This is a genomic window from Nocardia ignorata NBRC 108230 (genome assembly GCF_001612905.1).
Taxonomy (GTDB): domain Bacteria; phylum Actinomycetota; class Actinomycetes; order Mycobacteriales; family Mycobacteriaceae; genus Nocardia; species Nocardia ignorata.
This window is the reverse complement of the sequence record NZ_BDBI01000005.1, coordinates 280,415-303,967: the sequence shown is the minus strand read 5'-3', so window position 1 is coordinate 303,967 and position 23,553 is coordinate 280,415. Positions and strand designations below refer to the sequence as shown.

The 23,553-nt window shown below is 66.1% G+C and carries 25 protein-coding genes and 1 pseudogene; 11 read left to right on the top strand and 15 right to left on the bottom strand.

Annotation, left to right across the window (positions count from 1 at the left end; genetic code table 11):
- Positions 1 to 126: 126 nt before the first annotated feature.
- Positions 127 to 225 (bottom strand): cation transporter, encoded by a 99-nt coding sequence (locus tag NI2_RS35625; protein ID WP_371851936.1) that lies wholly within the window; start codon positions 223 to 225, stop codon positions 127 to 129.
- Between the two features lie 203 nt (positions 226 to 428).
- Between NI2_RS35625 and NI2_RS05200 the strand changes: the two genes are divergently transcribed.
- The 3 genes from NI2_RS05200 (at position 429) to NI2_RS05190 (ending at position 2,326) form a co-directional block, all read left to right on the top strand.
- A complete protein-coding gene (locus tag NI2_RS05200; RefSeq protein ID WP_067486543.1) occupies positions 429 to 893 on the top strand; it encodes a hypothetical protein in 465 nt (154 codons plus the stop codon).
- Between the two features lie 117 nt (positions 894 to 1,010).
- On the top strand, positions 1,011 to 2,096 hold the full coding sequence (locus NI2_RS05195; protein ID WP_243749906.1) for an urease accessory protein UreH domain-containing protein: 1,086 nt from the start codon (positions 1,011 to 1,013) through the stop codon (positions 2,094 to 2,096).
- A 14-nt stretch (positions 2,097 to 2,110) separates the two neighbouring features.
- Entirely contained in the window at positions 2,111 to 2,326 is a 216-nt protein-coding gene (locus NI2_RS05190) for a heavy-metal-associated domain-containing protein (protein WP_067486536.1), read from the top strand.
- Here the strand turns inward: NI2_RS05190 and NI2_RS05185 are convergent, their stop codons facing one another.
- Complete coding sequence (locus NI2_RS05185) at positions 2,327 to 2,779, bottom strand: DUF2752 domain-containing protein (protein ID WP_067486533.1); 453 nt, start codon at positions 2,777 to 2,779, stop codon at positions 2,327 to 2,329. It lies immediately after the preceding gene.
- A gap of 434 nt (positions 2,780 to 3,213) precedes the next feature.
- Between NI2_RS05185 and NI2_RS33560 the strand changes: the two genes are divergently transcribed.
- Complete coding sequence (locus NI2_RS33560) at positions 3,214 to 3,678, top strand: hypothetical protein (protein WP_133734031.1); 465 nt, start codon at positions 3,214 to 3,216, stop codon at positions 3,676 to 3,678.
- 620 nt (positions 3,679 to 4,298) lie between these two features.
- Positions 4,299 to 5,243, top strand: a complete 945-nt coding sequence (locus tag NI2_RS05180; RefSeq protein ID WP_067486530.1) for a M56 family metallopeptidase — start codon at positions 4,299 to 4,301, stop codon at positions 5,241 to 5,243.
- A gap of 114 nt (positions 5,244 to 5,357) precedes the next feature.
- On the opposite strand, the gene NI2_RS05175 is transcribed toward NI2_RS05180, so the two are convergent.
- The 4 genes and pseudogenes from NI2_RS05175 to lpqS all read right to left on the bottom strand — a co-directional run bounded on the left by NI2_RS05175 (position 5,358) and on the right by lpqS (position 9,521).
- Positions 5,358 to 6,029, bottom strand: coding sequence for a YcnI family copper-binding membrane protein (locus tag NI2_RS05175; protein ID WP_067486527.1), 672 nt, complete (start codon positions 6,027 to 6,029; stop codon positions 5,358 to 5,360).
- 495 nt (positions 6,030 to 6,524) lie between these two features.
- Positions 6,525 to 7,775 (bottom strand): annotated as a pseudogene (locus NI2_RS05170) (MFS transporter); the annotation flags it as partial.
- Positions 7,772 to 8,851 (bottom strand): PLP-dependent cysteine synthase family protein, encoded by a 1,080-nt coding sequence (locus tag NI2_RS05165; protein WP_084475928.1) that lies wholly within the window; start codon positions 8,849 to 8,851, stop codon positions 7,772 to 7,774. The gene NI2_RS05165 and the pseudogene NI2_RS05170, both read right to left, overlap by 4 nt.
- Before the next feature lie 148 nt (positions 8,852 to 8,999).
- Complete coding sequence (gene lpqS, locus NI2_RS05160; protein ID WP_133734030.1) at positions 9,000 to 9,521, bottom strand: putative copper homeostasis (lipo)protein LpqS; 522 nt, start codon at positions 9,519 to 9,521, stop codon at positions 9,000 to 9,002.
- 332 nt (positions 9,522 to 9,853) lie between these two features.
- Between lpqS and NI2_RS33555 the strand changes: the two genes are divergently transcribed.
- Positions 9,854 to 10,174, top strand: coding sequence for a hypothetical protein (locus NI2_RS33555; RefSeq protein WP_133734029.1), 321 nt, complete (start codon positions 9,854 to 9,856; stop codon positions 10,172 to 10,174).
- On the opposite strand, the gene NI2_RS05155 is transcribed toward NI2_RS33555, so the two are convergent.
- Positions 10,171 to 10,560 (bottom strand): BlaI/MecI/CopY family transcriptional regulator, encoded by a 390-nt coding sequence (locus NI2_RS05155; protein WP_084475926.1) that lies wholly within the window; start codon positions 10,558 to 10,560, stop codon positions 10,171 to 10,173. The genes NI2_RS33555 and NI2_RS05155 overlap by 4 nt on opposite strands.
- A 404-nt stretch (positions 10,561 to 10,964) precedes the next feature.
- On the opposite strand from NI2_RS05155, the gene NI2_RS05150 reads away from it, so the two are divergent.
- The 3 genes from NI2_RS05150 (at position 10,965) to NI2_RS05140 (ending at position 13,201) form a co-directional block, all read left to right on the top strand.
- Positions 10,965 to 11,237, top strand: a complete 273-nt coding sequence (locus NI2_RS05150) for a hypothetical protein (RefSeq protein WP_067486519.1) — start codon at positions 10,965 to 10,967, stop codon at positions 11,235 to 11,237.
- Between the two features lie 142 nt (positions 11,238 to 11,379).
- Positions 11,380 to 11,751: a BlaI/MecI/CopY family transcriptional regulator gene (locus tag NI2_RS05145; protein ID WP_084475986.1), complete on the top strand. Its 372-nt coding sequence runs from the start codon at positions 11,380 to 11,382 to the stop codon at positions 11,749 to 11,751.
- 475 nt (positions 11,752 to 12,226) lie between these two features.
- On the top strand, positions 12,227 to 13,201 hold the full coding sequence (locus NI2_RS05140; protein WP_243749905.1) for a M56 family metallopeptidase: 975 nt from the start codon (positions 12,227 to 12,229) through the stop codon (positions 13,199 to 13,201).
- Positions 13,202 to 13,207: 6 nt separating this feature from the next.
- On the opposite strand, the gene NI2_RS05135 is transcribed toward NI2_RS05140, so the two are convergent.
- Positions 13,208 to 13,609: a BlaI/MecI/CopY family transcriptional regulator gene (locus NI2_RS05135; RefSeq protein WP_067486513.1), complete on the bottom strand. Its 402-nt coding sequence runs from the start codon at positions 13,607 to 13,609 to the stop codon at positions 13,208 to 13,210.
- 421 nt (positions 13,610 to 14,030) lie between these two features.
- On the opposite strand from NI2_RS05135, the gene NI2_RS05130 reads away from it, so the two are divergent.
- The gene (locus NI2_RS05130; protein ID WP_243749904.1) at positions 14,031 to 15,572 is read left to right on the top strand and encodes a multicopper oxidase family protein; all 1,542 of its coding nucleotides are present in this window, start codon (positions 14,031 to 14,033) and stop codon (positions 15,570 to 15,572) included.
- Between the two features lie 27 nt (positions 15,573 to 15,599).
- Here NI2_RS05130 and NI2_RS05125 read toward each other — a convergent pair whose 3' ends face one another.
- From NI2_RS05125 to NI2_RS33550, 7 genes are read right to left on the bottom strand one after another with little or no spacing between them, the layout of a single operon-like run.
- Positions 15,600 to 17,042: an NADH-quinone oxidoreductase subunit N gene (locus tag NI2_RS05125; protein ID WP_208115350.1), complete on the bottom strand. Its 1,443-nt coding sequence runs from the start codon at positions 17,040 to 17,042 to the stop codon at positions 15,600 to 15,602.
- A 10-nt stretch (positions 17,043 to 17,052) separates the two neighbouring features.
- A complete protein-coding gene (locus NI2_RS05120; RefSeq protein ID WP_067486507.1) occupies positions 17,053 to 18,546 on the bottom strand; it encodes a complex I subunit 4 family protein in 1,494 nt (497 codons plus the stop codon).
- A 49-nt stretch (positions 18,547 to 18,595) separates the two neighbouring features.
- On the bottom strand, positions 18,596 to 20,452 hold the full coding sequence (locus NI2_RS05115; protein WP_067486504.1) for an NADH-quinone oxidoreductase subunit 5 family protein: 1,857 nt from the start codon (positions 20,450 to 20,452) through the stop codon (positions 18,596 to 18,598).
- A gap of 4 nt (positions 20,453 to 20,456) precedes the next feature.
- Positions 20,457 to 20,759: an NADH-quinone oxidoreductase subunit NuoK gene (gene nuoK, locus NI2_RS05110; RefSeq protein WP_067486501.1), complete on the bottom strand. Its 303-nt coding sequence runs from the start codon at positions 20,757 to 20,759 to the stop codon at positions 20,457 to 20,459.
- Positions 20,756 to 21,319: an NADH-quinone oxidoreductase subunit J gene (locus tag NI2_RS05105; protein ID WP_067486497.1), complete on the bottom strand. Its 564-nt coding sequence runs from the start codon at positions 21,317 to 21,319 to the stop codon at positions 20,756 to 20,758. Before NI2_RS05105 ends, nuoK begins: the two co-directional genes overlap by 4 nt.
- Before the next feature lie 13 nt (positions 21,320 to 21,332).
- Positions 21,333 to 22,256, bottom strand: a complete 924-nt coding sequence (locus tag NI2_RS05100) for a complex I subunit 1 family protein (protein WP_067486494.1) — start codon at positions 22,254 to 22,256, stop codon at positions 21,333 to 21,335.
- Positions 22,249 to 22,983 carry a hypothetical protein gene (locus tag NI2_RS33550; protein WP_133734028.1) on the bottom strand — a complete coding sequence of 245 codons (735 nt, stop codon included), beginning with the start codon at positions 22,981 to 22,983 and terminating at the stop codon, positions 22,249 to 22,251. Before NI2_RS33550 ends, NI2_RS05100 begins: the two co-directional genes overlap by 8 nt.
- Positions 22,984 to 22,992: 9 nt before the next feature.
- On the opposite strand from NI2_RS33550, the gene NI2_RS05090 reads away from it, so the two are divergent.
- Entirely contained in the window at positions 22,993 to 23,259 is a 267-nt protein-coding gene (locus NI2_RS05090; RefSeq protein WP_067486488.1) for a hypothetical protein, read from the top strand.
- Positions 23,260 to 23,553 lie beyond the last annotated feature (294 nt).

The window sequence follows — 23,553 nt, the reverse complement described above, 5'->3', positions numbered from 1 at the left end:
GAGAGACAGAGGGCTTCGGTCAGTCGGCAAGCTGATAGCCGGCTTCGCCGATAGCCGCGGCGATTGCGCTTCGGTCGAGTGGGCCCGTCGCTTCGATGCTCACGTGCCCGCTGGCGAAGTCGGCTTCTACCCGGTAACACCCGCAATCTTGCCGACTTCCTTGATCACCGACTTCGCACAGCAGCTGCAGGTCATTCCGCTCACGGTCACAGTGATGGTGCTCATGACAAACCTCCTGAAGTCTCGCGATCGCCTCACTATCGCCTGACCACGATTATACCCCCCTCCGGTATTAATGGGTGAGCCGCGCGCCCGCCGAAAGTCTGATAGTTGGCCACGTGGCACAGATGCGACCAGCTCAGGCTGGCGGATCGCGCGTGTGGCGAACCGTCCGAACAACCTACGAAATCGCTTAGTAGTATCGTCGCGTGATCTTCGCGCCGATGATTCCGCGACGAGCCGCGCTGCTGCGGCTCGCGATCGTGCTGTCGGCGCTAGTCGGGATCGCGCTCGTTCATGGGGCCCAGTGCCAGGCCGGGATGCCGATGGGGATGGCGCAGTCGGTTGTCATGCGCGATGACGCGGGTCAGTGCGGCGCGAGAGGCGATGATCCCAGTTCGCACGCGCACGACCGAGGCCACGATTCCGGGAAGGGCGTCCAGGCGCCTGATGCGCCGATGCCGATGGTCGAGGATGCCGCGCCTGCGCCGCCGGTGGGGTTGGCGATGGCGTGCTTGGCGGCCTTCTTGGCGTTGCTGGCGGTATTCGTCTTTGCGCGTCGGGAAGTCACCGTCACTGTGCTGCGGCAGGTTCAGAATGTAGGGCTGACAGGGGTGCGGGCGGTCCTGCCGCGTGCGCCGACCCTGGCGCAACTCTGCGTGTTACGGACATAGAAAGCCCTCGCCCGGGATGCATCGGGTGCTGTGACCGTCCCGGGTATCGCACCGACAGCTCCGCCGCCGGTGCGATTACTCATGCCCTCCACGTTCCTCTCCTCGCAGGAGTCTTTTGTGAATCTCGTTCCTGTTCTCGTCACCGGCTTGTTCGCCGGTGGCGTGTCCTGTGCCGCCGTGCAAGGTGGGCTGCTCACCGGGTTGATCACCCGTCAGCGCGCCGCGGCATCAGCGGTCACTACGACCTCGTCCACCGCGCGAACCTCCGGCGACGTGGCTGTGACAACGACATCGAACCCGGACTGGTATCGGCGCGTGGCCGACGATCTCGCCCCGGTCGGCGGGTTCCTCGCCGGGAAACTGGTGTCACACACTGTGCTCGGTGCGGTGCTGGGTGCGGTGGGCGGTGCCGTGCAGTTGTCGACCGGTGCGCGGACCTGGCTGCAGATCGGGGCCGGACTTCTGATCATCGCCTTCGGTCTCGCGCAACTGGGTGTGCCGGGATTCCGGGGCATCGTTGTCGAACCACCGGCGTCGTGGATGCGCGTACTGCGCAAGCGGGCGCGTTCGCAGGCCGCGGTGGCGCCCGCAGCGCTGGGTGTACTCACGGTCCTGATCCCCTGTGGGGTGACGCTGTCGGTGGCAGCGCTGGCCCTGGCCTCGGGGTCACCATGGTGGGGTGCGGCGATCATGGCGGTCTTCGTGCTGGGTACCAGCCCGCTGTTCGCGGTACTCGGATACGCCGCGCGAGTCGCGGCGACGGCGTGGCGGGGCCGATTGACCTTGGCCACCGGTGTCGTAGTGCTCGCGATGGGCTTCTACACCGTAAATGGCGGCTTGGAGCTCGCCGGTTCGCCGTTGGCGGCCAGTCGGATCGTGGAGTCGATCGGTGTCGAACCGCCGGCAGCGGATGCCTCGGCCGCCATCGTCGCCGACGGTGTGCAGACCCTGACGGTGACCGCGAAGACAGGTGCCTACAGCCCGGAAAACATCGAAGCCGTCTCGGGCGTCCCTACCACGCTCGTCGTCAAAACCAGCCGAACGCAGGGATGTGTCCGGTCGATGGTTTTACCGAGCCTCGGCATTACCACGACGCTGCCGACCAGTGGTGAAACCCGCATCGACCTGGGGACGTTGCAGCCAGGCCGCTTGGACTACACCTGCGGCATGGGCATGTACTCAGGCATTATCACCATTCTCTGAAGGGACAACACCGCATGACAACCCTTATTTTCCGGATCGAAGGCATGCACTGCGGCAGTTGCGCACTGCTCATCGACGACACCCTCGAGGACCTGCCCGGCGTGGCCGGCACGCAAACCTCGATGAAGAAGGGCCGCAGCACCGTGGAGCTCGATGCCGCGGTCACTACCCCCGACGACGTGATCGCCGCGATCACCGAGCTCGGCTATACCGCGGTAGTCGACGGATAGTTACGGGGCCGACCAGGGTTGCGTCAGCAGGTCCGCGTTGATCTGCTGACGCCCCCACAACACGAGCATCCCAACCACGGCGACGATCCGCACCGCCCGGCTCAGGCCAGGACGCAACGCGAACTGCAACCAGTGGCCGGTGAGTACGCCGAGCGTGCCGCGGGCGAGGGCAAGGACAACAACGACGGCGAGGACGAGCACGCCTGGGTTGTAGCGAACAGAGGCCGACACGTCCCCATCGAGCAACAGGTACGTTGCCCGGGTTCCGCCACAGAACGGATCCATGAGCCCGAGGTAATGCGTCGGTCCGTGCAGGTCCACCGACGGCACCCCGACCACCCGCAGTGCTGTGCCGGCGAGCGCGATCACCACGGCGGATACGGTGAGCCACAACAACCGGTCCCCGTCTTGCCGAGCAGTCGACTCGGGGACTACGGACCCACCATCCATCATCTACTTCCTCACTACGTAGTCGATGTCTCGAACATTAGTTCACCAGGCACATCACGACCACGGTGAGAACCACATCGAGGCGTGCGGACGGACTCCATCCGCCGCAGGAAGGCATCCAATCAACCGCGTCTCGGCGGCGCTGAGCATCGCAATCACAACCGCTCGCGCGAGAACGCTGACGTGGGGCGACGCCCCGACTCGTCGCCCCACCTGTGATGACTGAGGCGGAGGCATCGCGAGATGAAGGGAATCGCACGCCTCCGCCGCAGCCGACACCCCGGGGTCTCGGGGGTGCCTTGTGCCGGAATCACCAATCGGCACAAGTACTATCCGCCTCAGTAGAACGCTAGCCAGCGCTGTCGAAGAATGCAACAGCCTTCGAGGCGTAGATTCATGCCGGGCTCAGGGACTATCCTATGAGATTGGATAGGAGCTTGGTCTACATCGGAGATCAGGAGATCGCCATGGCTTCGGGACGAGGCTGGTGGACGAAACGGCAGTTGTACGCGGTCCTCGCCGTGCTGCCAGCGCTGGCACTGTCGGCATGTAGCTCTGAGGGCGTGGATACGGACGGCCCGGCAACTGCTCAAGAATCCGTCATCACATCCGACGCGGTCGATTCGACACGGATTGAAGTCAGTGAGACCGAATTCGCGATAAACGTGCCTAACTCTCGGTTGACACCGGGAACGTACACGTTCGTCGTCGAGAACTCCGGTTCGGTCTCTCATGATCTTGTGATCCTGGGTCCAGGCGTGGAATCACAGCGCACATCGCGGATAGAAAGCGGCGGCTCGAGCGAGCTGACCGTAAACCTGGAGCCTGGTTCTTACACACTGTGGTGCTCGGTCGGAAACCATCGGGAACTCGGCATGAGCACCGAAATTGCCGTGAGCTGATCGGGAGCCAGGGCCGCCCAACGCGGGTAAGCGCGCAGTCTCTCGCCGCGCAGTCTTTAACCAGATGGACATGGCACCGATCGACGGCGCAATGGCCCTCGGGCTCTCGTGCACAAGGCTGGGTGTCGCGCTTGCCTCCACAAGCGGCGCCATGTGTAGATCAGCGCGGCATTGGGTTCGGGTGGCGACTACGACCCGGGCGCCCACCCCGCCCGCGAACGCGAGCGAAATCGCGGCGCGAGTAACCAAGAGTGGAGACGACGCCACGAGCCGTCGCCCCCACTCTCGATGGCCTGACCGAGCGCGCGAGATGAGGGGATCACGCGCCACGGCCGTGGCCAACACTCCAGCTCTTAGGGGCGCCCGCGCCGAGACCGGCGCAAGCACAATCTACGTCAGTAGATAGTAGATGTAGCGGAATGCAACTGCCCGGCCGGTGTTCATGACTGGCGCCTCGGCGGCGGAATCAGTCGGCGCCTTCGGCTGCCGATAGTATGGCGGCAGGCTGCAAATACTGTGTGCAACGCCCGTATCTCGATCCGGCAGAGGAGCCAATCGGTGCCATCGACGTCTGTGCGTACGGCCGCGATCGTCGGCGTCCAGGCGCTGCGGGGGATGTCATGAGTGTGGCGCTGTGCCTACTGGCTTACATCGTGGTCGTAGTGGTGCTGGCGCCGCCGCTGTTGCTGCGGACGGCCGGTGACGGGCAACATCCACGCTTGGGGCTGGTGGCCTGGGTCAGCGCTATGGTGTCGGCACTGCTGTCCGGGGCGGTCGCGATGGTGTTCCTCGGCGTCGATGTCGTTCGTGATCTGCTCGCTGATCAGCATCTGGATCTCGGACGCTGTTTCCGACAGCTCCACGACGCCGCGAGCGGCATCTACGGAGCCGCTGTGCAGGTCGGATTGTGGGCACTGGCGGGGCTGGCGGTGATCGCGGCCGCAGTTGCGGTGTGGCGGTTGTGCGGTTCGCTGCTCCGGGCGCGCTCTGTGACACACCAGCATGCGCAAGCGGCCCGGATGGTCGGTCGCCCTCATGACCGACATGACGCGGTGGTGCTCGATCATCCCGAACCGGCGGCGTATTCGGTGGCCGGGAACCCGCACACGATCGTGTTGACCCAGGGCATCGTGGCAACTCTCGACGACGAGCAACTGGGCGCGGTCATGGCCCACGAGCGCGCCCACCTGAACGGACGCCATCATCTGCTGCTCGCCTTCACACGAGCGTTCGCCTCGGTGTTCCGGGTCGAGTTGTTCGTCACCGGCGCCGCCCAGGTGGGGCGCCTGGTCGAGATGATCGCCGATGACGCCGCCGCCGACATCTATGGGCCCATCACCGTGTGTGAGGCACTGCTGACACTGGCCGACTCTCCCGGCAAGGCCCCCGTCGCGGCCACGGAAGTAGGCCTGGCCGATCGGGTCCGCCGACTCGCCGAGCCACCGGTACTCACCAGGATGAATCGTTTCGCCGCCTCGGCCGCTATCGCCGCGGTCGTGTTGGGACCGATGATCGCGACCCTGGCCGCCGCAGGTGGGATCGGCGTCTGCGCCCTGGGCGGCTGACCCGCTGTTTCTGCCTCGAGGGGTCTCCGGAACAGCGCCGCGCGCTCGCCCTGACAGGACCAGTGGGTGCCGGGTGCGGACAACCGCACCCGGCACCCACTGGTGAAGCGGTGACTAGCGAGACGCGCGGCGGGTGCGCGCCAGTGCTGCCACAGCCGTGGCCGCGGCGATCACGGCCAGGCCCACCCCGCCGACAGCCATCCAGCGGGTCGCCGAATCGGTGCCGGTCTCGGAATCGTGCCCACCCTGGGCCGCCGCCGGACCGGCGGCGTGGGAGTGTCCGTCACCCTCGGGAGCGGCCGACAGCGCCAGGACCGGCAGCGGGAACTCCGGTTCGGGTGCACCCTCGGCGCTGGGCTGGTCCCATGTGACGACCTTGCCGTCGCTGTAAGTCTGCACAGCACGGAAGGAGACCGTGTCCTGGGTGGGCAGCGGCCCGGCGTAGAGATCGAAACGCTGGAACTGTCCCGGGCCGACACCGGATCCGGGTTCCGCGGTCCAGGTGACGGAGGTCGCCATCTTGGCCGCGTCCCTGTTCACTGTCGCGGTCCACCCGGGCATCGGTTCGGTGCGCGCGGTTTTCAGGCCGGGCAGTTCGACGGTCAGCGCGGTGGTCGAGGCTTCTTCGGATTCGTTGGAGATGCGGAAGGTGAGAACCACTGAGGCCTTTTGCTTGGCGCCAGGGGCCTCGACGCCCAAGTGCGCCGAGGCGACACCGCCGGCCAGCGCGGTAGCGGCCGCAGCGGCGCCGAGGGTCACGGCGAGGCGCCGCAGAACTGAAGTCATTTCATGTGTCCTTGAGTGGGTGGTGACTAACGGTCGGATGCCGGGACCCTGTGGGAGGGCCCCGGCGCTCGACGTCATCACCAGCCTGGCTGTGCAACCAGGCGGGCCTCACCGCCTGGTTTCCGGTCCGGCGGCGGGATAACGCGAGCGCCGGTCCTCGGCAGAGGGGTGGGTGCGTGGTGTGGGAGGTGGAACCCGGCGATGTGGGCGCCGGTCGGGTTCCGAGCCCGGCCACGGTGGTGGCGCGCCGGTCGGGATACGAGGCGCGGGACCGAGGCGGTCCTCTGCCGGCTGTCGCAGCCGGGGCGGCGGGGGTTGGCGGCGGTAGGTGTGTTGGGCGGACTCCGGCGCGGGTCGGGGCTCGGTCGATGCTCTTCGCGGTTTCACCGGTTCGGCGCGATATCCGGTACGTCGGCGCAATGGTGTGGTCACCGTATCCGCGCCCGCGAACGCGGGTTCGGTGGGCCGATGACGTCCGCTGGGCAGACGATGACGTCCGGTGACGTGTTGCTCGGGTGCGGTGGTGGCGCGGTCGGTGCGTTCCAGTCGCAACAACGCGTAGGCGGCGAGGACGCCGATCGCGGTCAACCCCGCCCAGACGAGCCAGTCCAGTCCGGCGTCGCGGGCGGCACCGACGAGGGTGCCGGTGGCGAGGTTGCCGATCAGGATTCCGACGCCGACGACGGTGTTGTAGAAGCCGTAATGGGTGGCGACCAGCTTGTTTCCCGACAGCGACACCACGGTGTCCATCTCGAACGGGAACACCGCCGCGGTGCCGATCGCGAGCAGTGTGGTCGTTACCAGGAGCGCGGTCACCGCGGCCACGGTGCCGAAGAGACTCGGTGTGGGCACGACGATCAGCGGAATGAACGCCGCGGCGAGCACCGCCATTCCGGCGACCAGGCTCTTGCCGGGCCCCCAGCGGGCACGCAACCAGGCGGTGATGCGGAGCTGCCCGGCGACGGCGACGACACCGGAGACCACGAACAGTGCCGAGACCAGGGTTTGTGACCGGGCCCCGGCGATGAATTCCGCCTGTAGCGGCAAGGCCAGATAGACCTGGAACGACAAGACGTAGGAGCCGATCATCGCCACCGAGAACGCCAGGAAACGCCGGTTGGAGATGACCCGCCGCCAGTCATCGAGCACCGAGGTCTTCTCGGCAGGGGCCTCACCGCGCCGGGCGGGTAGGGCGAACAGCTGGGCGATGGTCAAGGCGGCGAACACTGCCGCAGCGACACCGGCGGTGACGCGGAAATCGACCGCCATCAAGGCCAGCCCGACGAGCGGACCGGCCAGAATCCCTGCCTGGTAGAACATGTTGAACACCGCGAAGGCTTCGACGCGACGCTCGCCGGTGTCGGCGGCGAGATAGGCGCGCACCGCAGGGTTGAACAAGGCACCGGCGAAGCCGGTCGCCGCGGAGGCGATCAGCACCGCGGGCAGCGAATCAGCGAAGACCAGCAGCGCGAAACCGCCGGTGCGCAGCAAACAGCCGGCCACGATCAACGGTTTGTACCCGAGCCGGTCAGCCAGGGTACCGCCGATGAGGAACATGCCCTGCTGGGAGAAGTTGCGCACACCCAGCACCAGACCGACCGCCCACGCCGCCAGCCCCAACGGACCGGCCAGGTAACCGGCCAGAAACGGCATCAGCATGTAGAAGCCGAGGTTGATGCCGAACTGGTTGATCATCAGCAGCCGCGCGGGCAGGTCGAAGCTGCGGAATTTGGCGACCACTGTCATGAGGCGAGCTGCCCTTCTCTCAGAGCTGTCGGCGAAACGACCGTGGTGCAGCGGGTCCATCGCTGCACGACCCGGTCTCCCGGGTGCTCGATCGCCTCGGGCGCCACCGGTGCGGCGGTGTCGAGCAGCCCGTGCTGCGCGCAGTAGGCGTCGTTGTAGATGGTGTCGAAGTAGCGGTGGGGCCCATCAGGGAACACCGCCGCGATCCGGGTCCCCGGCGCGGCGACGCGGGCGGCCCACCCGGCAACCAGCGCGACCGCGCCCACACTCCATCCACCGGTCGCGTGGTGCGTGGCGGCCAAAGCGCGGCATGCCCACACTGATTCGGCGGGGGCGACCCAGTGGACTTCGTCGAAGGCCTCGTAGTCGACGTTGGCGGGGTAGATGCTCGAACCCAGGCCGCGCATCAGCCGCGGCCCGGCCGGTTGGCCGAAGATCGTCGAGGAGATCGTGTCGACACCGACCAGTTTCATGTCCGGGTTGTAGCGGCGCAGGACCCGTGCCACACCGGCGGAGTGTCCGCCGGTGCCGACCGCGCAGACCAGGACATCGACGGTGCCGAGCTGCTCGATCAGTTCCAAGGCAAGAGACTCGTAGCCATCGACATTGTCGGGGTTGCTGTACTGATCCGGGCACCAGGCATCGTCCTCGGCGGCCAGCAGCTGGGCGACGCGCTCACGACGAGCCTGCTGCCAGCCGCCGACAGGATGGGGCTCGGTGACCAGGTCCACGGTGGCGCCGTAGGCGGCCAACATCTGCGCGACGATCGGTTCCAGCCCAGGGTCGGTAACGACGGTCACCGGGTGCTGGTAGACCATCCCGGCCAGCGCCAGTCCCAGGCCCAGGGTGCCGCTGGTCGATTCGACGATGCGCGCGCCGGGTGCCAGGTCGCCGCGTTCGCGCGCCTTGTGCACCATGTGCAGAGCGGGCCGGTCTTTCATCCCGCCGGGATTGAATCCTTCCAGCTTGGCCCAGAATCCACGATCGGCGGCGGCCAGAGGCTCCCCGATCCACAGCACAGGGGTGTTGCCGACCAGGCCCCGGGGGGCGTCGGCGGCGTCGGGTGCGCCGAGCATACGACGGGTGTGACCGAATTCGGCAGTGGGGAGGGTGGTGTTCACGGTAGCTGTCTCTTCTCTGCACAGGCGCCCGCTTGCGCGGTACGCCACGACGGTGGGCAGCGAGCACCGGCCGACACGACTGGGTCGGCCTGGCGCTGACCGGTCAGCGTCGGGAAATGCAGTACAGAGTCAGAACGGTGCGCCCGCCCGGCGAGCGCGGCGCAGCAGGTGGACCTCGAATACCCCCAGCGAGCGAGCCTGGTGTCGATGCCGGTGCCCACACTGCCGCGGTGAGAGCGGCGAGAACCAGCGCGGCCGATGTCAGCGACACGATGCCCGCAGGCAGCGCCTTGTCCGGGCAGTGCACGGCGTGCGCGACGCACTGCTGCGGCGCGTCATTGATGGCGTGGTCGTGGTCGTGGTCGGCCTCGGGCGCGGCGGCGGTGATGGAGTGATGGCCCTGCGGGCCGGTGTGGCCCTGGAAGAGCAGGCAATCGGCGGCAGGAGCGATCACCAGAGCGGCCAGCAGCAGAACTGCCAACCAGCTACCCCTGCGCATCCGACCGAAAGTTTTCACGGTGCCGCGATGGTAACGAATATATAACGACGCGCGCAATGGCGGGCGCGCCCAGTCGGTTGAGCTGCGATGCGATCGCGCACCCGGCTCCGTGTCGTAGATCGGCACGCGGAGCCTCCGCGTGGTCATGCTGCGCAAACTCCACCTCCTAGCTCGATCGCGCTGGGTACCAACATTTCTCGTGGTGTCGAGCCCCCTGCGTTGGAGGGGGTGGTTGACAACCACGATGATCAATCTACTATCTCGGTACGTAAATAGTTTATGTTGTGTGATCAGGCGCACGCCTCGGCGTGTCGGGCCACCGCCGCCCTACAGGCGTCACATCCGCGACATACCCCGGTGACGAGCACGTGACCATCGCCGACCGTTCGTCGGATCGTGGCTATCCCCCGCCCACTGGGCGGCAAACCGCACCGGCACCGATGAAAGGAACCACCACCATGAGCACTTCCGTCCAACCCCCACGACATCGACTTCTCGCCCGGTTACTGGCGGCGACATCGATCGCCGCCGCAGCGACCTTCCTGGCCACCGTCCCCGCAACCGCTGCACCGCCGTCGGCCTCCGGGACCAGCGGCCGACCCGCAGGCGTCGACGACGGCCGGGGTACCGCCTGGCACGGGAACAGCCGCGTCGACAACGGCCACAGCACCGATGGGGGCGCAGCCGGGCACGGCCACGATCGCGCCGACACCGGGCGTCACGACCCATCCGACGACGGTGGCCACTGCACACCTCGCGGTTGCTCCGGGCCGCGCTAGTCGACGTGACCGGGATCGTGGGTTGCTCGACGACGTCGGCGCAGCGCCTCGCGCAACCGCTGCGATTGCGCGGGGGTCATCGTTTCGAGGAATCGGGCCAGCACTTCGTCGGCCCGTCCGCCCGCAGCGAGCGCGGCGCGCATCAGTCCGGCGCTGTATTGCTCGCGGGTTACCGTGGGCCAGTACAGGTAGGCCTTGCCGCGGCGTTCGCGGTCGAGCCAGCCCTTGCGGTGCAGATTGTCCATGGTGGTCATCACCGTGGTGTAGGCGATCTCACGCCCGGCGGCGATCACCTCACGCACCTGGCGAACACTGACCGGCTCGGCAGCCGACCACACCGTGTCCATGACCACCGATTCCAGCTCGCCGAATCCACCGCCCGCCACCCGAAACCTCCTCTACAGGCCGTGCCGCGGTGAACGGCTGCGACCATCTCGGCGCCGAGCATCGCGCGACAGGCCTGGCGCGATCGTAGGACGAATTTGTTTCGATCGCCGGGCGAGCTGCGACCCCCACCGCGCGGTGGTGGACGTACCACCACCGGTGCCCGATGCCTGATACGCCCCCACCGATCGAAAGGAGGTGACCGACCGATGAACCCGATGAAGATGTTGTGCGACTGGATGTGCTCGATGATGGCCTCGTGCTGTCAGATGTGACCCAACCCTTGATCACAGGGGGTCGGCCGACAAGTCGCCAGCGGCCGACCCCCAACAAACCGTACCGGGCAACACCATCCATCCATCTACTATTTACGTACATAGATAGTAGATAATCGAGATAGGTCCTCATGAACTCCGAATACTCACGGCGGGGCACGCGCCGCATCGCTATCCGCGTCGGGCTCGCGATCTCCGCTCTCGCTGCAACTGCCGCGCTCGCGGCTCCGGCATTCGCCGACGCCGGCGTTGCCGCTTCAGCCACCGAGATCGCCGCCGCACACGACGTCGGCCGCCGCGACCACCACCCCGGCAGCCGCCACGGCAACCATCGCAACCACCAGGCTCCGTTGCTCAACAACCACCGGCCCAGCTTCCCGCTGCCGCGTACCGGCAGCTGGTAGCGAACCCGATGCGGAAGGGGCGATCGGCGTACGGTCGGTCGCCTCTGCCGCGATGCTTCGACCGGGATCGATGTGACAGGACATCACCGAACAACCTACGATATTGCTACGTAGATTTAAGGTTCTTGTCAGGAGGTTGGTCGTGGCACACCGATTCGGCGATCTCGAAGCCGTCGTGATGGACCGCGTATGGGCGGCCGAAGATGACCTCACCGTGCGTGACGTCTACGAAAGTTTGCTGGTCGAACGCGAGATCGCCTACACCACGGTGATGTCGACGATGGACAACCTGCACCGCAAGGGCTGGCTCGATCGCGAACGCCACGGCAAGGCCTACCTGTACTGGCCGACCCTGAACCGCGAGGAATACAGCGCTCAGCTCATGCGTGGCGCTCTCGAAGGCACCCGTTCCGATCTCGTGCTGGCACATTTCGTCGAACAGATCAGCGAGGATGAATCCGAGGCCCTGCGCGCTGCACTCCGCCGCATCAAACCCAGTCGTACCAAGAGCTGACCATCCACCGTTCGGCCACGGCCGCGGCGAGTCGCGGCCATGTGGGGCCACTGGCCACAGGCGTGCTTCCCAGTGCGCAACAACCCATTGACCTGCGTAGCGCGACATCAGAACATCATCGACGCAGGCAGATCGTAGATCTGTTCGAGGCGTTATCTGTCGCATAGACCGCCCACAAAGCGCTTGGCCAGGGACCCCGTCCGGAAACCGAGTCGCGGAGGAGGCGTCGTTGCCGTCAGTCCGACACTTCACTACTGTCTACGTACGTACCCAGTAATGCGAATCGTATGCCCGAATCGCGACGGCCGAATGATCTAGGTTACCTATCGGCTCGACCCTCCCCGACGAAAGGCCGCCTGTGAGCGTCGCGGTGTGTCTGCTGCTCTATGGATTCACCGTCGCGGTCCTGGCGCCGCGGGTGCTGTGCCGATTCACCCGAGATGGCACCGCACCGCGCCTCGGCGTGGTGGCCTGGTTGATCGCGATCGTTTCGGTCGGCGTTTCCGCTGTCCTCGCTGTCCTCGTATTCGTCGCCGATGGGATACGCGACCTCGCCAACCCCGGTGGGCCGGGTGTTCTGGACGAATGCTTTCTCCAGTTACACGATGCCGCGATCGGCCGCTACGGTGGCATCGTGCAGGTCGGCCTGCTGGCCTTGACCGGCGCCGCCGCAGTGGCGGGTTCGACGCTGGCTTACAAATTGATACGCACCCTGCTGCACGCGCGAAACACGACCTACGAGCACTCCCGGATGGCACGCATCGCCGGCCGCCATCACGGCGGGCTGGACGCGGTGGTCATCGACGTCGATGAACCGGTCGCCTATTGCGTCGCAGGCAGTCCACCCACGATCGTGGTCACCGAAGGCATCATCGCAGCTCTCGAAGACCGTCACCTTTTGGCCGTTCTCGCGCACGAGCGAGCGCATCTGAGAGGCCGTCATCATCTTCTCCTCGCGTTGACTCGCGGACTCGTCTCGGTTTTCCCGCATATAGCGCTGTTCCGTACGGCTGCAAGGGAAGTCGCATTACTCATCGAGATGTGTGCCGATGACGCGGCCGCCCGCACACACGGCCACCGCACGGTGCTGGAAGCACTGATCGCACTGTCACACGGCCGCGAAACGGCGGGCGTGCTCGGCGCCGCCAGCGTGGGGGTAGAGGCGCGGATCGCTCGACTGGCTACACCGGCAGACCCCGCGCAGCGGGTGCGCGCCCGCCTACACATCAGCACCGCGACCGCACTGGTTACCATCGGTCCGCTGGTCGCCGCGCTGCTGGCAGCGGTCGGAATCGCGATCTGCGCCGACGAGGAGCGCGGTGAAGGCATTGCTTTCGGGCACCACCGCACCGACGGGATCTCCTTGGCGATCACGCCGTTCGGCTGTGACGAGCACCGATCGATCGACGCCGCGAAGATGCTGGTGCCGATCGAGCGGCGAGCGCGCTGACACAGATCATTTCGAGGGTAGCCGCGGAAAGGACTCCGAAGTGTTCGACAGTCGATACCGGGCCAACGCCGCACACAGACTCTCGGATTGCTCGCCGCTGATCCCTTCCACGAAACAGGCGAGGACCGTGGCGGACTCACCCCCTGCGCGAAGAGCGTCGTGCATCAGTCGCGCGCCGTATTCTTCTCGCGTCAAGATCGGCACATACCTGTATGCCTTACTCTCACGCACCTGGTCGAGCCAACCCTTGCGATGCAGATTGGTCATCGTCGACAGCACCGTCGTGTATGCCAGGGACCGGTCACCGGACAAGTCCTCGAACACCTCCCGAACCGTGGTCGGCCCCGCGCGGTGCCACAAACGGTCCATCACCGCAGACTCCAGCACTCCGAATCCTCGCGAACCCATTGCCGGCCTCCCTACCTCGAGGCGAAACGCGTCGCATGCATCCTCGCGGCACGAACCGCCGCTCCGCGCACAGCCGGAAGAAGGGCGGACCCGCGACCCGAGTCGGTCAGCGATACATCCTACGTACATAGATAGTATTGACACCGCCTGCGCGTCGGCGCAACATTTCCGCGCAGCTCGATCAAGTGGTTACGCACCAGAAATGCCACCGTCACAGCACTATCGACCTCGGCCGACGTTCTCGGAATCGCCAAACCCGCAACACAGCGGAGCCGATCAGCTACTAAGTTAGATAGTAGATATTTGCTAGTCTGAACTGAGCCCGAGGTCGCTCGCACGTTCGATCGCTGTCGAGCGGGGTCTTCGGATGACCACGCACAAGGGAGAGCCCATGCCGTCCAGTCACCTTCCTTCCGGTCCGATGAGTCGGCGAGGGTTCCTCGCCCTCGGGACCGGTGCGGCCACCGCCGCTGTACTCACCGCCTGTTCGCAGAACCCACCGGGTTCGCGGACCCTTGTCGAGCCGGGATCCGAAGCCGTGCAGGCTGCGGAGAACAGCCGTCGCGCCGCCGACGCGACAGTCCGCGAGGTCCTGCTCCGCGCAGAGCCGACGACCCTCGACCTCGGCGGCGTCCAGGTGCGCAGCTGGGCCTTCGGAAACACCCTGCCCGGGCAGGAGATTCGGATCCGTCGCGGAGAAGTACTGCGTGCCGACATCACCAATTCCCTCCCGGCTCCGACGACCGTGCACTGGCATGGCATCGCGTTGCGCAACGACATGGACGGGGTCCCGCACGTCACCCAGTCCGCGATCGACCCCGGCGGCACCTTCCGCTACGAGTTCGCCGTGCCCGATGCCGGAACCTACTTCTTCCACCCGCACGTCGGAGTGCAGCTCGACCGCGGCCTGTACGCACCGCTGATTATCGAGGATCCCGAGGACGGCAAGGACTATGACCTGGAAGCCGTTGTCGTGCTGGATGATTGGCTCGACGGTGTCGATGGGCGCAACCCCGACAGCGAGCTCGAACAGTTGCGCGCCAAAGGCATGGCGGGCATGAACATGGGAGGGGCGACACCGTCGGGAGGTGGTCACGGCGGCATGGACATGGGTGGAGCGACCACGACCATGATGATGCCCACCGATCCCAACGCTCCGCTCGGCGAGGACCCGGGCGATGTCACCTACCCGTACTACCTGATCAATGGCCGTATCGGAACCGACCCTGTCACTTTCGCGGGTCGCCCCGGTCAGCGCATACGTCTGCGGATCATCAACGCCGCGTCCGACACTGCGTTCCGTTTCGCTGTCGGCGGCCATCAGCTGCGTGTCACGCACAGCGACGGCTTTCCGGTGCAACCACAGTCGGCGTCGAATCTGTTGATCAGCATGGGCGAGAGGTATGACGTCATCGTCGATCTGGCCGACGGTGTCTTTCCCGTGGTCGCCGTTCCCGAGGGCAAGACCGGGCCACAAGGTTTCGCGTTGATTCGGACCGGCGGGGGAACTCCGCCGGTCCGCGACGTGCGCCCCACCGAACTCGCCACCGTGCCCGTCACCGCAGCAGTACTGACCGCGGCTGACGCTGTTCGGCTCCCTGCCCGCAAGCCTGACAAGACACACGACGTCACACTCGCCGTGGATGACAAGGAGTACATCTGGACCATCAACGGCAAAGCATTCCCCGACCACGCGCCGCTGGACGTGTCCGAGGGACAACGGGTTCGCCTGCGATTCGTCAACAAGACGATGATGTTCCATCCGATGCATCTGCACGGCCATACGTTCCAGGTGGTCACCCCAGCAGGCAATGGCCCGCGCAAGGACACCTCGATAGTGCTGCCGATGAAGACTCTCGAAGTCGATTTCGACACCGATAATCCTGGACAGTGGATGGTCCACTGCCACAACATCTATCACGGTGAGGCCGGAATGATGGCAGTGGTGTCGTATGTGAGCTGACCCGAAACTCGCCGTTCGATCGAATAATCAGGGCACCGCGAGTGAACCCTGCATCGCGTTCAGGGTCGGCCCGGCGAAGATGCCGATCAGGATCGACGCGGTCGCCGCGCAGTAGGCGACCGCCCCGGCGACCGAGAACGACCCCGGATGTTCTCCGTCGACGGCGGGCTTGCCGCTCACGGCCGGAACGATCCAGCGCAGGTAGTAGAAAACGCTGGCCACCGCGTTGATCAGCGCGAGCACGACCAGCCACCCGAACCCGGCATCGAAGGCGGCGGTGAAGACCGTCAGTTTGCCCACGAACACTCCGGTGGGTGGAGTGCCGATGAGGCCGAGCAGGCAGACGATGAGCGCGATGACCAGCGCGGGTTTGTGGCGGATCAGCCCGGTGTAGTCGCTGATGGAGTGCGACCGCGGTAGTGCGCAGACCACCGCGAACACACCGAGATTGGTGAGGGCGTAGGCCGCCAGGTACAGCAGCACGGCGGGCAGCGCGAGAGTGCTGCGGTCCGCGGCGATGACGCCGACCAGTAGGTAGCCGACCTGGCTGATCGTCGAGTAGCCGAGCAGACGACGGACATCGGTCTGGAAGAAGGCCGCGAAGTTTCCCAGGGTCATCGACAGTGCGGCGATGATGGCAACTAGCAGGCGCCAGTTCAGACCGCTCGGGTCGAGCACGAGCGCGCCGAGCCGGTAGATGGCGACGACCGCACCGAGTTTCGGCACCGTCGTGACGATGGCGGCGACCGCAGGGCGCGCACCCTGCGTGACATCGGGCACCCAGAAGTGCACGGGGACAGCCCCGGCTTTGAACAACAGTCCGCTCAGCACCGCGACGGCGCCGATGCCGAGCGCGGCGCGCGGCGCGTCGTAGGTGGTCGTGGCCAACAGCGGGTAGTCCGTACCGCCGCCCACGCCGAGCAGCAGCGTCGCGCCGAAGAGCATCGTGGTGCCGAACAGGGCCCCCATCAGGTAGAACTTCAACGCCGCCTCGGTGCCGAGCGAGTCCTTGCCGAAAGCGGTGAGCGCGTACAGCGGGATACTGGCGAGCAGGTAGCCGGTGAGCAGCACCAGCAAGTCATTGGCCCCGGCCAGCAGTACCGCGCCCAGTCCGCCGAGGACCAGCAAGACCACGAACTCCGATTCCCGTGCATTGCCTCGGGTTTCGGGCTGCGACATCGCGAGCAACAGCAGAATCGACCCGGCCACGGTGATCCGCACGGTGTTGGTCGCGGTGTCGATGCCGTAGCTGCCGTCGAACAGTGTGTGGACCTCGCGTTGCCATACCGCCACCGTCGTGGCGATGGTTGTGGTCGCGGCGACCGCCGCGAGCATACGCACCGGCCACTGTCGGGTGCGCGGCAGGAACGAGCCGAGGAGCAATCCGAGGACAGCGGCCAGCGCGAGGGCCGCTTCCGGGGCGAGGGCGATCAGATCCGTGACCATCATGTCGTCGGACAACTGGTCCATCTCCCCCATCTCAGCGCCCCACCAGCACACCGAGCGTCCGCGCGGCCGGTTCGATCACATCGAGCAGGAAACGGGGGAAGATCCCGATCACCAGCGAACCCACCATCAGCGGAATAATCGACACAGCTTCGCGACCGGTGAAATCCGCGAACGCCCCACTCGTCGACTCGCCGAGGAACATCCGTTGGTAGGCGCGCAGCAGCAGAGCCGCGGTGATCAGAATGCCCAGAACCGACAAGGCTGTATACACCGGTGCGGGCGCGAACGATCCCGTGAAGATCTGGAACTCGGCGATGAACCCGGAGAAGCCCGGCAAGCCGAGCGAGGCGAATATCGCAGCGGCGGTGACGGCGGCGAAAACTGGTGCCTGCCCGGCCAAACCGCCGTAGGCGTCGATGTTGTAGGTCTGTCGACGTTCGTAGAGCACCCCCGCGAGCAGAAACAGCGCACCCGTGATGAGCCCGTGGCTGACCATTTGAGTCACCGCGCCCGTGATCGCCAACGTGCGCGCTTGTTCGGTGTTGTCGGCGACCAGCCCGGCCGCACCGACGGCAAGGACGATATAGCCCATGTGGTTGACGGATGTATAGGCGATCATGCGTTTGAAGTTGGTCTGTGCGAGGGCGACCAGCGCGCCGTAGAGGACGCTGATCACGCCGACGATCACGATCACCAGGGCGTAGCGCCGCCACTGGTCGGGCAGCATCGGGATCGCGATCCGCACGAAACCGTAGGCGCCCAGTTTGAGCAGCACGCCGGCCAGGATCGCCGATCCGGCGGCCGGTGCCTCGGTGTGCGCGGGCGGGAGCCACGTGTGGAAGGGCACCGTGGGTGTCTTGACAGCGAGGCCGATCACAATGGCAGCGAGCGCGACCGCACCGCGAGCGGTATTGCCTGCCAATGGGTTTGCCTCGGTCAACTCGACCATGTCGAAGGTGTGCGGATCTGCCGCGAGGTACAGGACGATGAAACCGAGCAGCAGGGCCAGCGAGCCGATGAAGGTGTAGAGGAAGAACTGCAACGCCGCCCGCCGCGCCTGGCCGTGCCCCCAGCCGTTGATCACGAAGTACATTCCGACGATCGAGAGGTCGAAGAAGACGAAGAACAGCACCAGATCGAGGGATACGAATACGCCGAGGCAGACGCTTTCGAGGAACAGGAACAGTGCGGCGTAGAACCGAACCCGGCGGGTCTCGCGCAACGAGTAGATCGCGCAGGCCAGGAACAGCACGGTGGTCAACGCGACCAGCGGCAAGCTGAATCCATCGACGCCGACGTGATAGCTGGAACCGACTGTAGGAATCCAGGAACGACGCTCCTCGTAGGCGAATCCGCCGTCGACGGGCGGGGTCCGGCGATAGCCGATCCACAACCCCACGACCTGCACGACCTCGACGGCGCTGACCACGACCCACGTCCATCGCGACACGCGGTCGCCGATGCGTGGCATGGTCAGCAGCACAGCCGCCACGATCATCGGCAGGAACACCAGGATGCTGAGCACGCTTACCTCACCTCTGTTCGCGGCAAATTCGTCACTGTGACACCGTGTTTCATCGCAAGGTCAACACCATCACCGCGAGGAGCAGCAGACCTACCACCGCCTGGGCGTAGTACTGGTGCACCTGGCCTGTTTCCGGACGGCGTGCCCATCGCCCCACATCGCGTGCCGCGGCGGCGGTATCGCGCACCGCCGCGTCAAGTGGCTTCTCCACGCGCTGATCGAGATCGTGAGAGATCGCCAGAGTTGTGGTGGCCGTGGCATATACGCCGCGGTTGAGCACCCGGTCGTCGAAATCCGCCAGCCATCGCGACACAGTGAGCGTCGGCACGACCACCGCGTAGTGCGCTGCCTTCTCCAGACCGAACCAGTCGGCAGCCGCCGTCGGCGCGGGAAGGTCGCCGCGACGACGAATCACCGCGCGCACGACCAGCACGGTCAACACCGCAATAAGCCCTGACATCCCCAGTTCCCACCATGTGGCTTCGACCATCGCTCCCCCGCCGACGATGTCGGCGAATCTGTCACGCACAGAGGGCAGCACGGCGGCTCCCCCGGCCAGGGTGACCCCAGCCAGCGCCACCAGCGACAACCGTTCGCTGACATTCACCCGACGAGTTCCGACCTCCTCGGTGTCGCGGAAGCTATCGGTGGCGGCGATCGGCCGGGACCACACGAGCACGAGTGCACGACCCGCGTACACCGCGCTGAGCACGGCGGCGACCATGCCGGCCAGGTACAACGCGCCCGAATCCGATCGGACCGCGGCGAGTACGGCGTCTTTGGTCGGCCACAGCGCAAACGGGGGCACGCCCGCCAGGCTGAGGGCACCGATGGTGAAGGTCAGGCCGACGATGGGATAGGTACGCGCCACTCCACGCAGACCCGTGAGCTGTTTGGTTCCCAGCGCCGAGAGCCAGGCACCGGCACCGAGGAACAGCAGACTCTTCGTGCCGGCGTGGGCGACGAGTTGTCCTGTACCCGCCGCAACTCCACCGACACCGGCAGCAACGACGATGAAGCCAACTTGAGCGCACGTAGACGCGGCGAGCAGTTGTTTCAAGTCGGCCTGGCATACCGCAACGGCACCGAGCACGATCGCGGTGGCGACTCCGATCCATGCCGTAGCCGGACCCGCCCACGAGGTGGACTTGAGCAGCGGGTGCATCCGAAGGAGCAGGTACGCCCCCGCGGCGACCATCGTGGCGGAGTGCAACAACGCCGAGACCGGACTGGGGCCGGACATCGCGCGGGAGAGCCAGAAGCTGAACGGTAGTTGTGCGGATTTGCCCAGTGCGGCCAGCAGCACCCCGGCGGCCACGACGTCGCGCCATCCGCCCTCGACCCCGGCGGCGGAACCCAGTGCGAGAGTGACGTCTCCGCCTGCCAACAGGGCACCGGCGGCGAGATAGAGACCGACATCGCCGGTGCGGGTGGTCAGGAAAGCGACCAGGCCGGAGGACACACGATAGTCGTCGTGCCAATGAAAACCGATCAGCGCGTAGGACGCGGCGCCCATGATCTCCCACGCCATCAGCAACGTGACGATGTTCTGCGCCACCACCGTGGTGAGCATGGCCGCGGCGAAGACCAGCATGAGACCGTAGAACCGGGCACGTGGTTGGTCGGCACCCAGATCACCGGTCGCGAACACCAGCACCGCGGTGGTCACCGCGGCGACGGTGACGATCATCACCGCCGACAGCCCGTCCACCCCAACCGCGAACGGTATCCCTGCCAGCAGCGGAGCCGACCCACTTGGCCGTTCGACGGCGGTGAGCACGGCCAGCACCGTGCTTACCGCCGCGACCGTGACGCCGAGCATCGGCGCGACGTGGTCGACACGGCGGCCGCACACCAGCAGGGCCGCGCCGACCAGACCCGGCAGCGCGATCAGTGACCACAGCATCGCCTCAGCCCTTCAGGTCGTCGGCCATATCGACCATGTCGATGTCGCGAGCGCGGAAAATGGCCGTAGTGACGGCGAACCCGGCCGCCATCTCCACCGCCATGGCAGTCATCGCGACCAGCACGAGCACTTGGGGGTCGGCGGATGGCCAGGCGAAATACCAGAACGCCGCCGCGGCGACGATGACCGCGTTGATCATCAGTTCCACGCCCATCATGATCATCACGATGGACTGCTGAGACAGCACTCCGTAAAGCCCGATGCTGAACAAGGCCGCAGCGAGCAGCAGATATTCCGGCAGATTCATCGGCCCACTCCGCCCTTGACGGGATCGTCGGGAATGCGCTGGTCGAGCCGGTCGCCGTAGCGGTCGTAGCGGCCCCGATGGGTTGCCAGCACCACCGTCGACACGATCGTGGCGAACAGCACCAGCCCGACAACGATCATCACCAGCATCTTCGAGCCCATGATGGACTCACCCAGCTGAACCGTCGGGTCAGCGGGCCGAGGTTGCTCCCGTGCCGGCCAGTCGACCAGCAGCGCGACGCTCGCCAACCCGAGAAAGACCACCACCGAGATGCCCAGCGCCGCTTTCTGGTTGTGCACCATCGACATCGGCATCAGCCCTGCCGGGTTCATCATGTACATGATCATGAACACCACCATGATGACCATCTCCATGATCATCATCAGCACGACGAGGACTCCGAGGTAGTCCAGGTCGACCAGAAACACGGTGCCCGCGGCAAAGCAGAACGACAGCAGCAACGCGAAGGTCGCACGCGCCATCGAATCCACACGAAAGACCGCGAGCCCGGTCGCGACAGCCCCGACCGCACACACCCAGAAGACCACCTGCGCCCACATCGTCGGCTCCTTCTCAGCGAATCATCACGATCGACACCACCAACGCCTGCAGCAGAATCACCGGCAGCAAAATGATCCAGGCGACCTCCATATAGCGCGACATCCTGATCATCGGCCAGCTCCGCCCGAGCCAGATCAGCGCCCCCAGCACGGCCAGTGTCTTCACCAGCGACCACAGCCAGGCCGGCAACCACGGACCGGCACCACCGCCCAGAAACAACGGCACCGCCATCGCAGCCGCTGCCACGAACAGCACCCGGCGACCCACGATCAGGACCAGGCGATCTACTCCCGACACCTCGGCGAACACTCCACCAGCGATATCCGCGCCCACCGGAGCATCGAACGGCGCGGTGAACGACATCGCCGGCACCGAGAGCAGATAGATCACGAAAGCCACCGGCATGATCACAACGAACCACCGGTCCTGCTGTGCGGCAACGATGTCGGAGATCTCGAGTGACTCGGCGGCCACCGCGGCGCAGATCAACGCGAACATATGCGGCAACTCGTAAGCCAGGCCCTGCGCGACGAAGCGATACCCACCCACGAGCGAGAAAGCCGAGTCCGCGCCCCACCCGGCCAACCACACCGCCGCCCAGGAGAGGATCTCGACCGCGTTGAACCACGCGAGCGACACGCTACCGCCCAGCACGACGCGATCACCGACCGGCACGAGCGCCGCTGTGAGCACACCGCCGACCAGCAGTATCAATCCCGCACAACGCCAGAGCAATACATCAGCACCGACGATCCGGCGGCGCTGCTGGGTGAGTAGTAGCGCGACAGCCCGCGCCGGTGCGAACGCGGCGACCGGCGCGGAAGCTCCAGCGACTCGTGCGTTGAGCACCCCCTGGCAGACCTCGACGGCGAAGGCGAGGACCACCACGACGACCGGCAAGAACGCGGCTTGCCACCAGGGCGCCGACTCAACCATGCGCCGCCTCCGCAACTGATGCGGTCAGCACCTCGATGTCGGGATCGAGGCTGGCCACGGTCAAGCGGGCCTCCGCTAGTTCCGTTCCGGCAAGCAGTGTCGGCAACGTGTCGACGATCCACTGGCATCGAGTGATCTGGGCATCGATGAATCCGCCTGTGGTCTTTTCCTCGTGTCGGCGCGCCAGGTCCGTCTCGGCGATCCAGCGCAGCAGCCGGTCATGCGCGTCGCCGACCAACCCCGCCGGTACGTCCGATCCCTCGGCGATGCGTCCGACATCACGCAGCGACGACCTCAGTACCCACGAGCCCGCGACCCGACGTGTCCAACGGCGCAGCCGCACCTCACCGGCCCCGGACAGCTCACCGGCCAGCAATTCGTCTCGCAACCGGCGCGCGGTCGTCGCCGCATCCGACCATCCCGCCAGCGTCAGCAGCGTCGAGGCCGAGTCCAACGCCCGTGCCGCTCGCCATCGTCCCCGTAAGTTTGCGTCGACCTGCCCTGGGTGTAACCACGGCTTCAACCAGAAGGGCACGGTGCCCGATGGTGCCGCGAGAACTGAAACCGTTGCGTCGCAGACGATATCGCCCTGCCATCGTGTGACAGCGGTCAGGCCTGCGGGCCACCAGGCGAGCACCGGCCCCAACGGAACCGTCAGCACGTCGAGCTTCAGACCGTCCCGATCATCCGCCCGATCAGCCATCGCCAACCCACCCGGCATCATCATGCCCATATCGTGGTTGTGCCCACCGTGCGCCGCACCGCCCGCGGCGTGCCCCATGTGCTCGTGTTCCGCGGCGTGCCCGATGTGCTGGTGTTCCGCAGCATGCCCGATGTGCTCATGCTCTGCGGCGTGCCCCATGTGCTCATCCCCTGCGGTGTGCTGCGTGTGCTCGTGCACCGCAGCCTGCTCGCGCACCGGCGCCGGCTCAGCGTCGTGGCCACTCGTCCTGTGGTGCTGTTGGTGTGGGCCGTCTACGGATTCGGGGTGCGACGGTGGTGAGACAGCAGCTACTCCAGCGCGCAGACGAACGATCGCGGCACCGATTTCTGTTGCGGCAGCATTGGGTTCGGTAATCCACGCGCGATCTCGGGGCAGCGGCATGCTGTCGAAGACCCGCGTGACGTAGGAGTCGAATTCCTCGTCGGCCGGTCCGGCGACGACCAGCAGGTCGGCCGCGGCTGGACTGCCCACCTGCAACCGACCGTGTTCTCGGATCTCGCGTTCAACCGCCACGCGTACTGAGGTACCACCAGGGGCGGTCACCACGAACGGCGCAACGGCAACTCGCCCACG

Bases quoted from the DNA above. Each gene is read 5' to 3' on its own strand.
- NI2_RS05100 (WP_067486494.1), bottom strand. From the start codon at position 22,256: ATGGTTGAGTCGGCGCCCTGGTGGCAAGCCGCGTTCTTGCCGGTCGTC.
- NI2_RS05175 (WP_067486527.1), bottom strand. From the start codon at position 6,029: ATGACTTCAGTTCTGCGGCGCCTCGCCGTGACCCTCGGCGCCGCTGCG.
- NI2_RS05135 (WP_067486513.1), bottom strand. From the start codon at position 13,609: ATGGGTTCGCGAGGATTCGGAGTGCTGGAGTCTGCGGTGATGGACCGT.
- NI2_RS33555 (WP_133734029.1), top strand. From the start codon at position 9,854: ATGAGCACTTCCGTCCAACCCCCACGACATCGACTTCTCGCCCGGTTA.
- NI2_RS05150 (WP_067486519.1), top strand. From the start codon at position 10,965: ATGAACTCCGAATACTCACGGCGGGGCACGCGCCGCATCGCTATCCGC.
- NI2_RS05115 (WP_067486504.1), bottom strand. From the start codon at position 20,452: ATGCTGTGGTCACTGATCGCGCTGCCGGGTCTGGTCGGCGCGGCCCTG.
- NI2_RS05125 (WP_208115350.1), bottom strand. From the start codon at position 17,042: ATGGACCAGTTGTCCGACGACATGATGGTCACGGATCTGATCGCCCTC.
- NI2_RS05130 (WP_243749904.1), top strand. From the start codon at position 14,031: ATGAGTCGGCGAGGGTTCCTCGCCCTCGGGACCGGTGCGGCCACCGCC.
- NI2_RS35625 (WP_371851936.1), bottom strand. From the start codon at position 225: ATGAGCACCATCACTGTGACCGTGAGCGGAATGACCTGCAGCTGCTGT.
- NI2_RS05105 (WP_067486497.1), bottom strand. From the start codon at position 21,319: ATGTGGGCGCAGGTGGTCTTCTGGGTGTGTGCGGTCGGGGCTGTCGCG.
- NI2_RS05185 (WP_067486533.1), bottom strand. From the start codon at position 2,779: ATGATGGATGGTGGGTCCGTAGTCCCCGAGTCGACTGCTCGGCAAGAC.
- NI2_RS05190 (WP_067486536.1), top strand. From the start codon at position 2,111: ATGACAACCCTTATTTTCCGGATCGAAGGCATGCACTGCGGCAGTTGC.
- nuoK (WP_067486501.1), bottom strand. From the start codon at position 20,759: ATGAATCTGCCGGAATATCTGCTGCTCGCTGCGGCCTTGTTCAGCATC.
- NI2_RS05165 (WP_084475928.1), bottom strand. From the start codon at position 8,851: ATGCTCGGCGCACCCGACGCCGCCGACGCCCCCCGGGGCCTGGTCGGC.
- NI2_RS05180 (WP_067486530.1), top strand. From the start codon at position 4,299: ATGAGTGTGGCGCTGTGCCTACTGGCTTACATCGTGGTCGTAGTGGTG.
- NI2_RS33550 (WP_133734028.1), bottom strand. From the start codon at position 22,983: ATGATGATGCCGGGTGGGTTGGCGATGGCTGATCGGGCGGATGATCGG.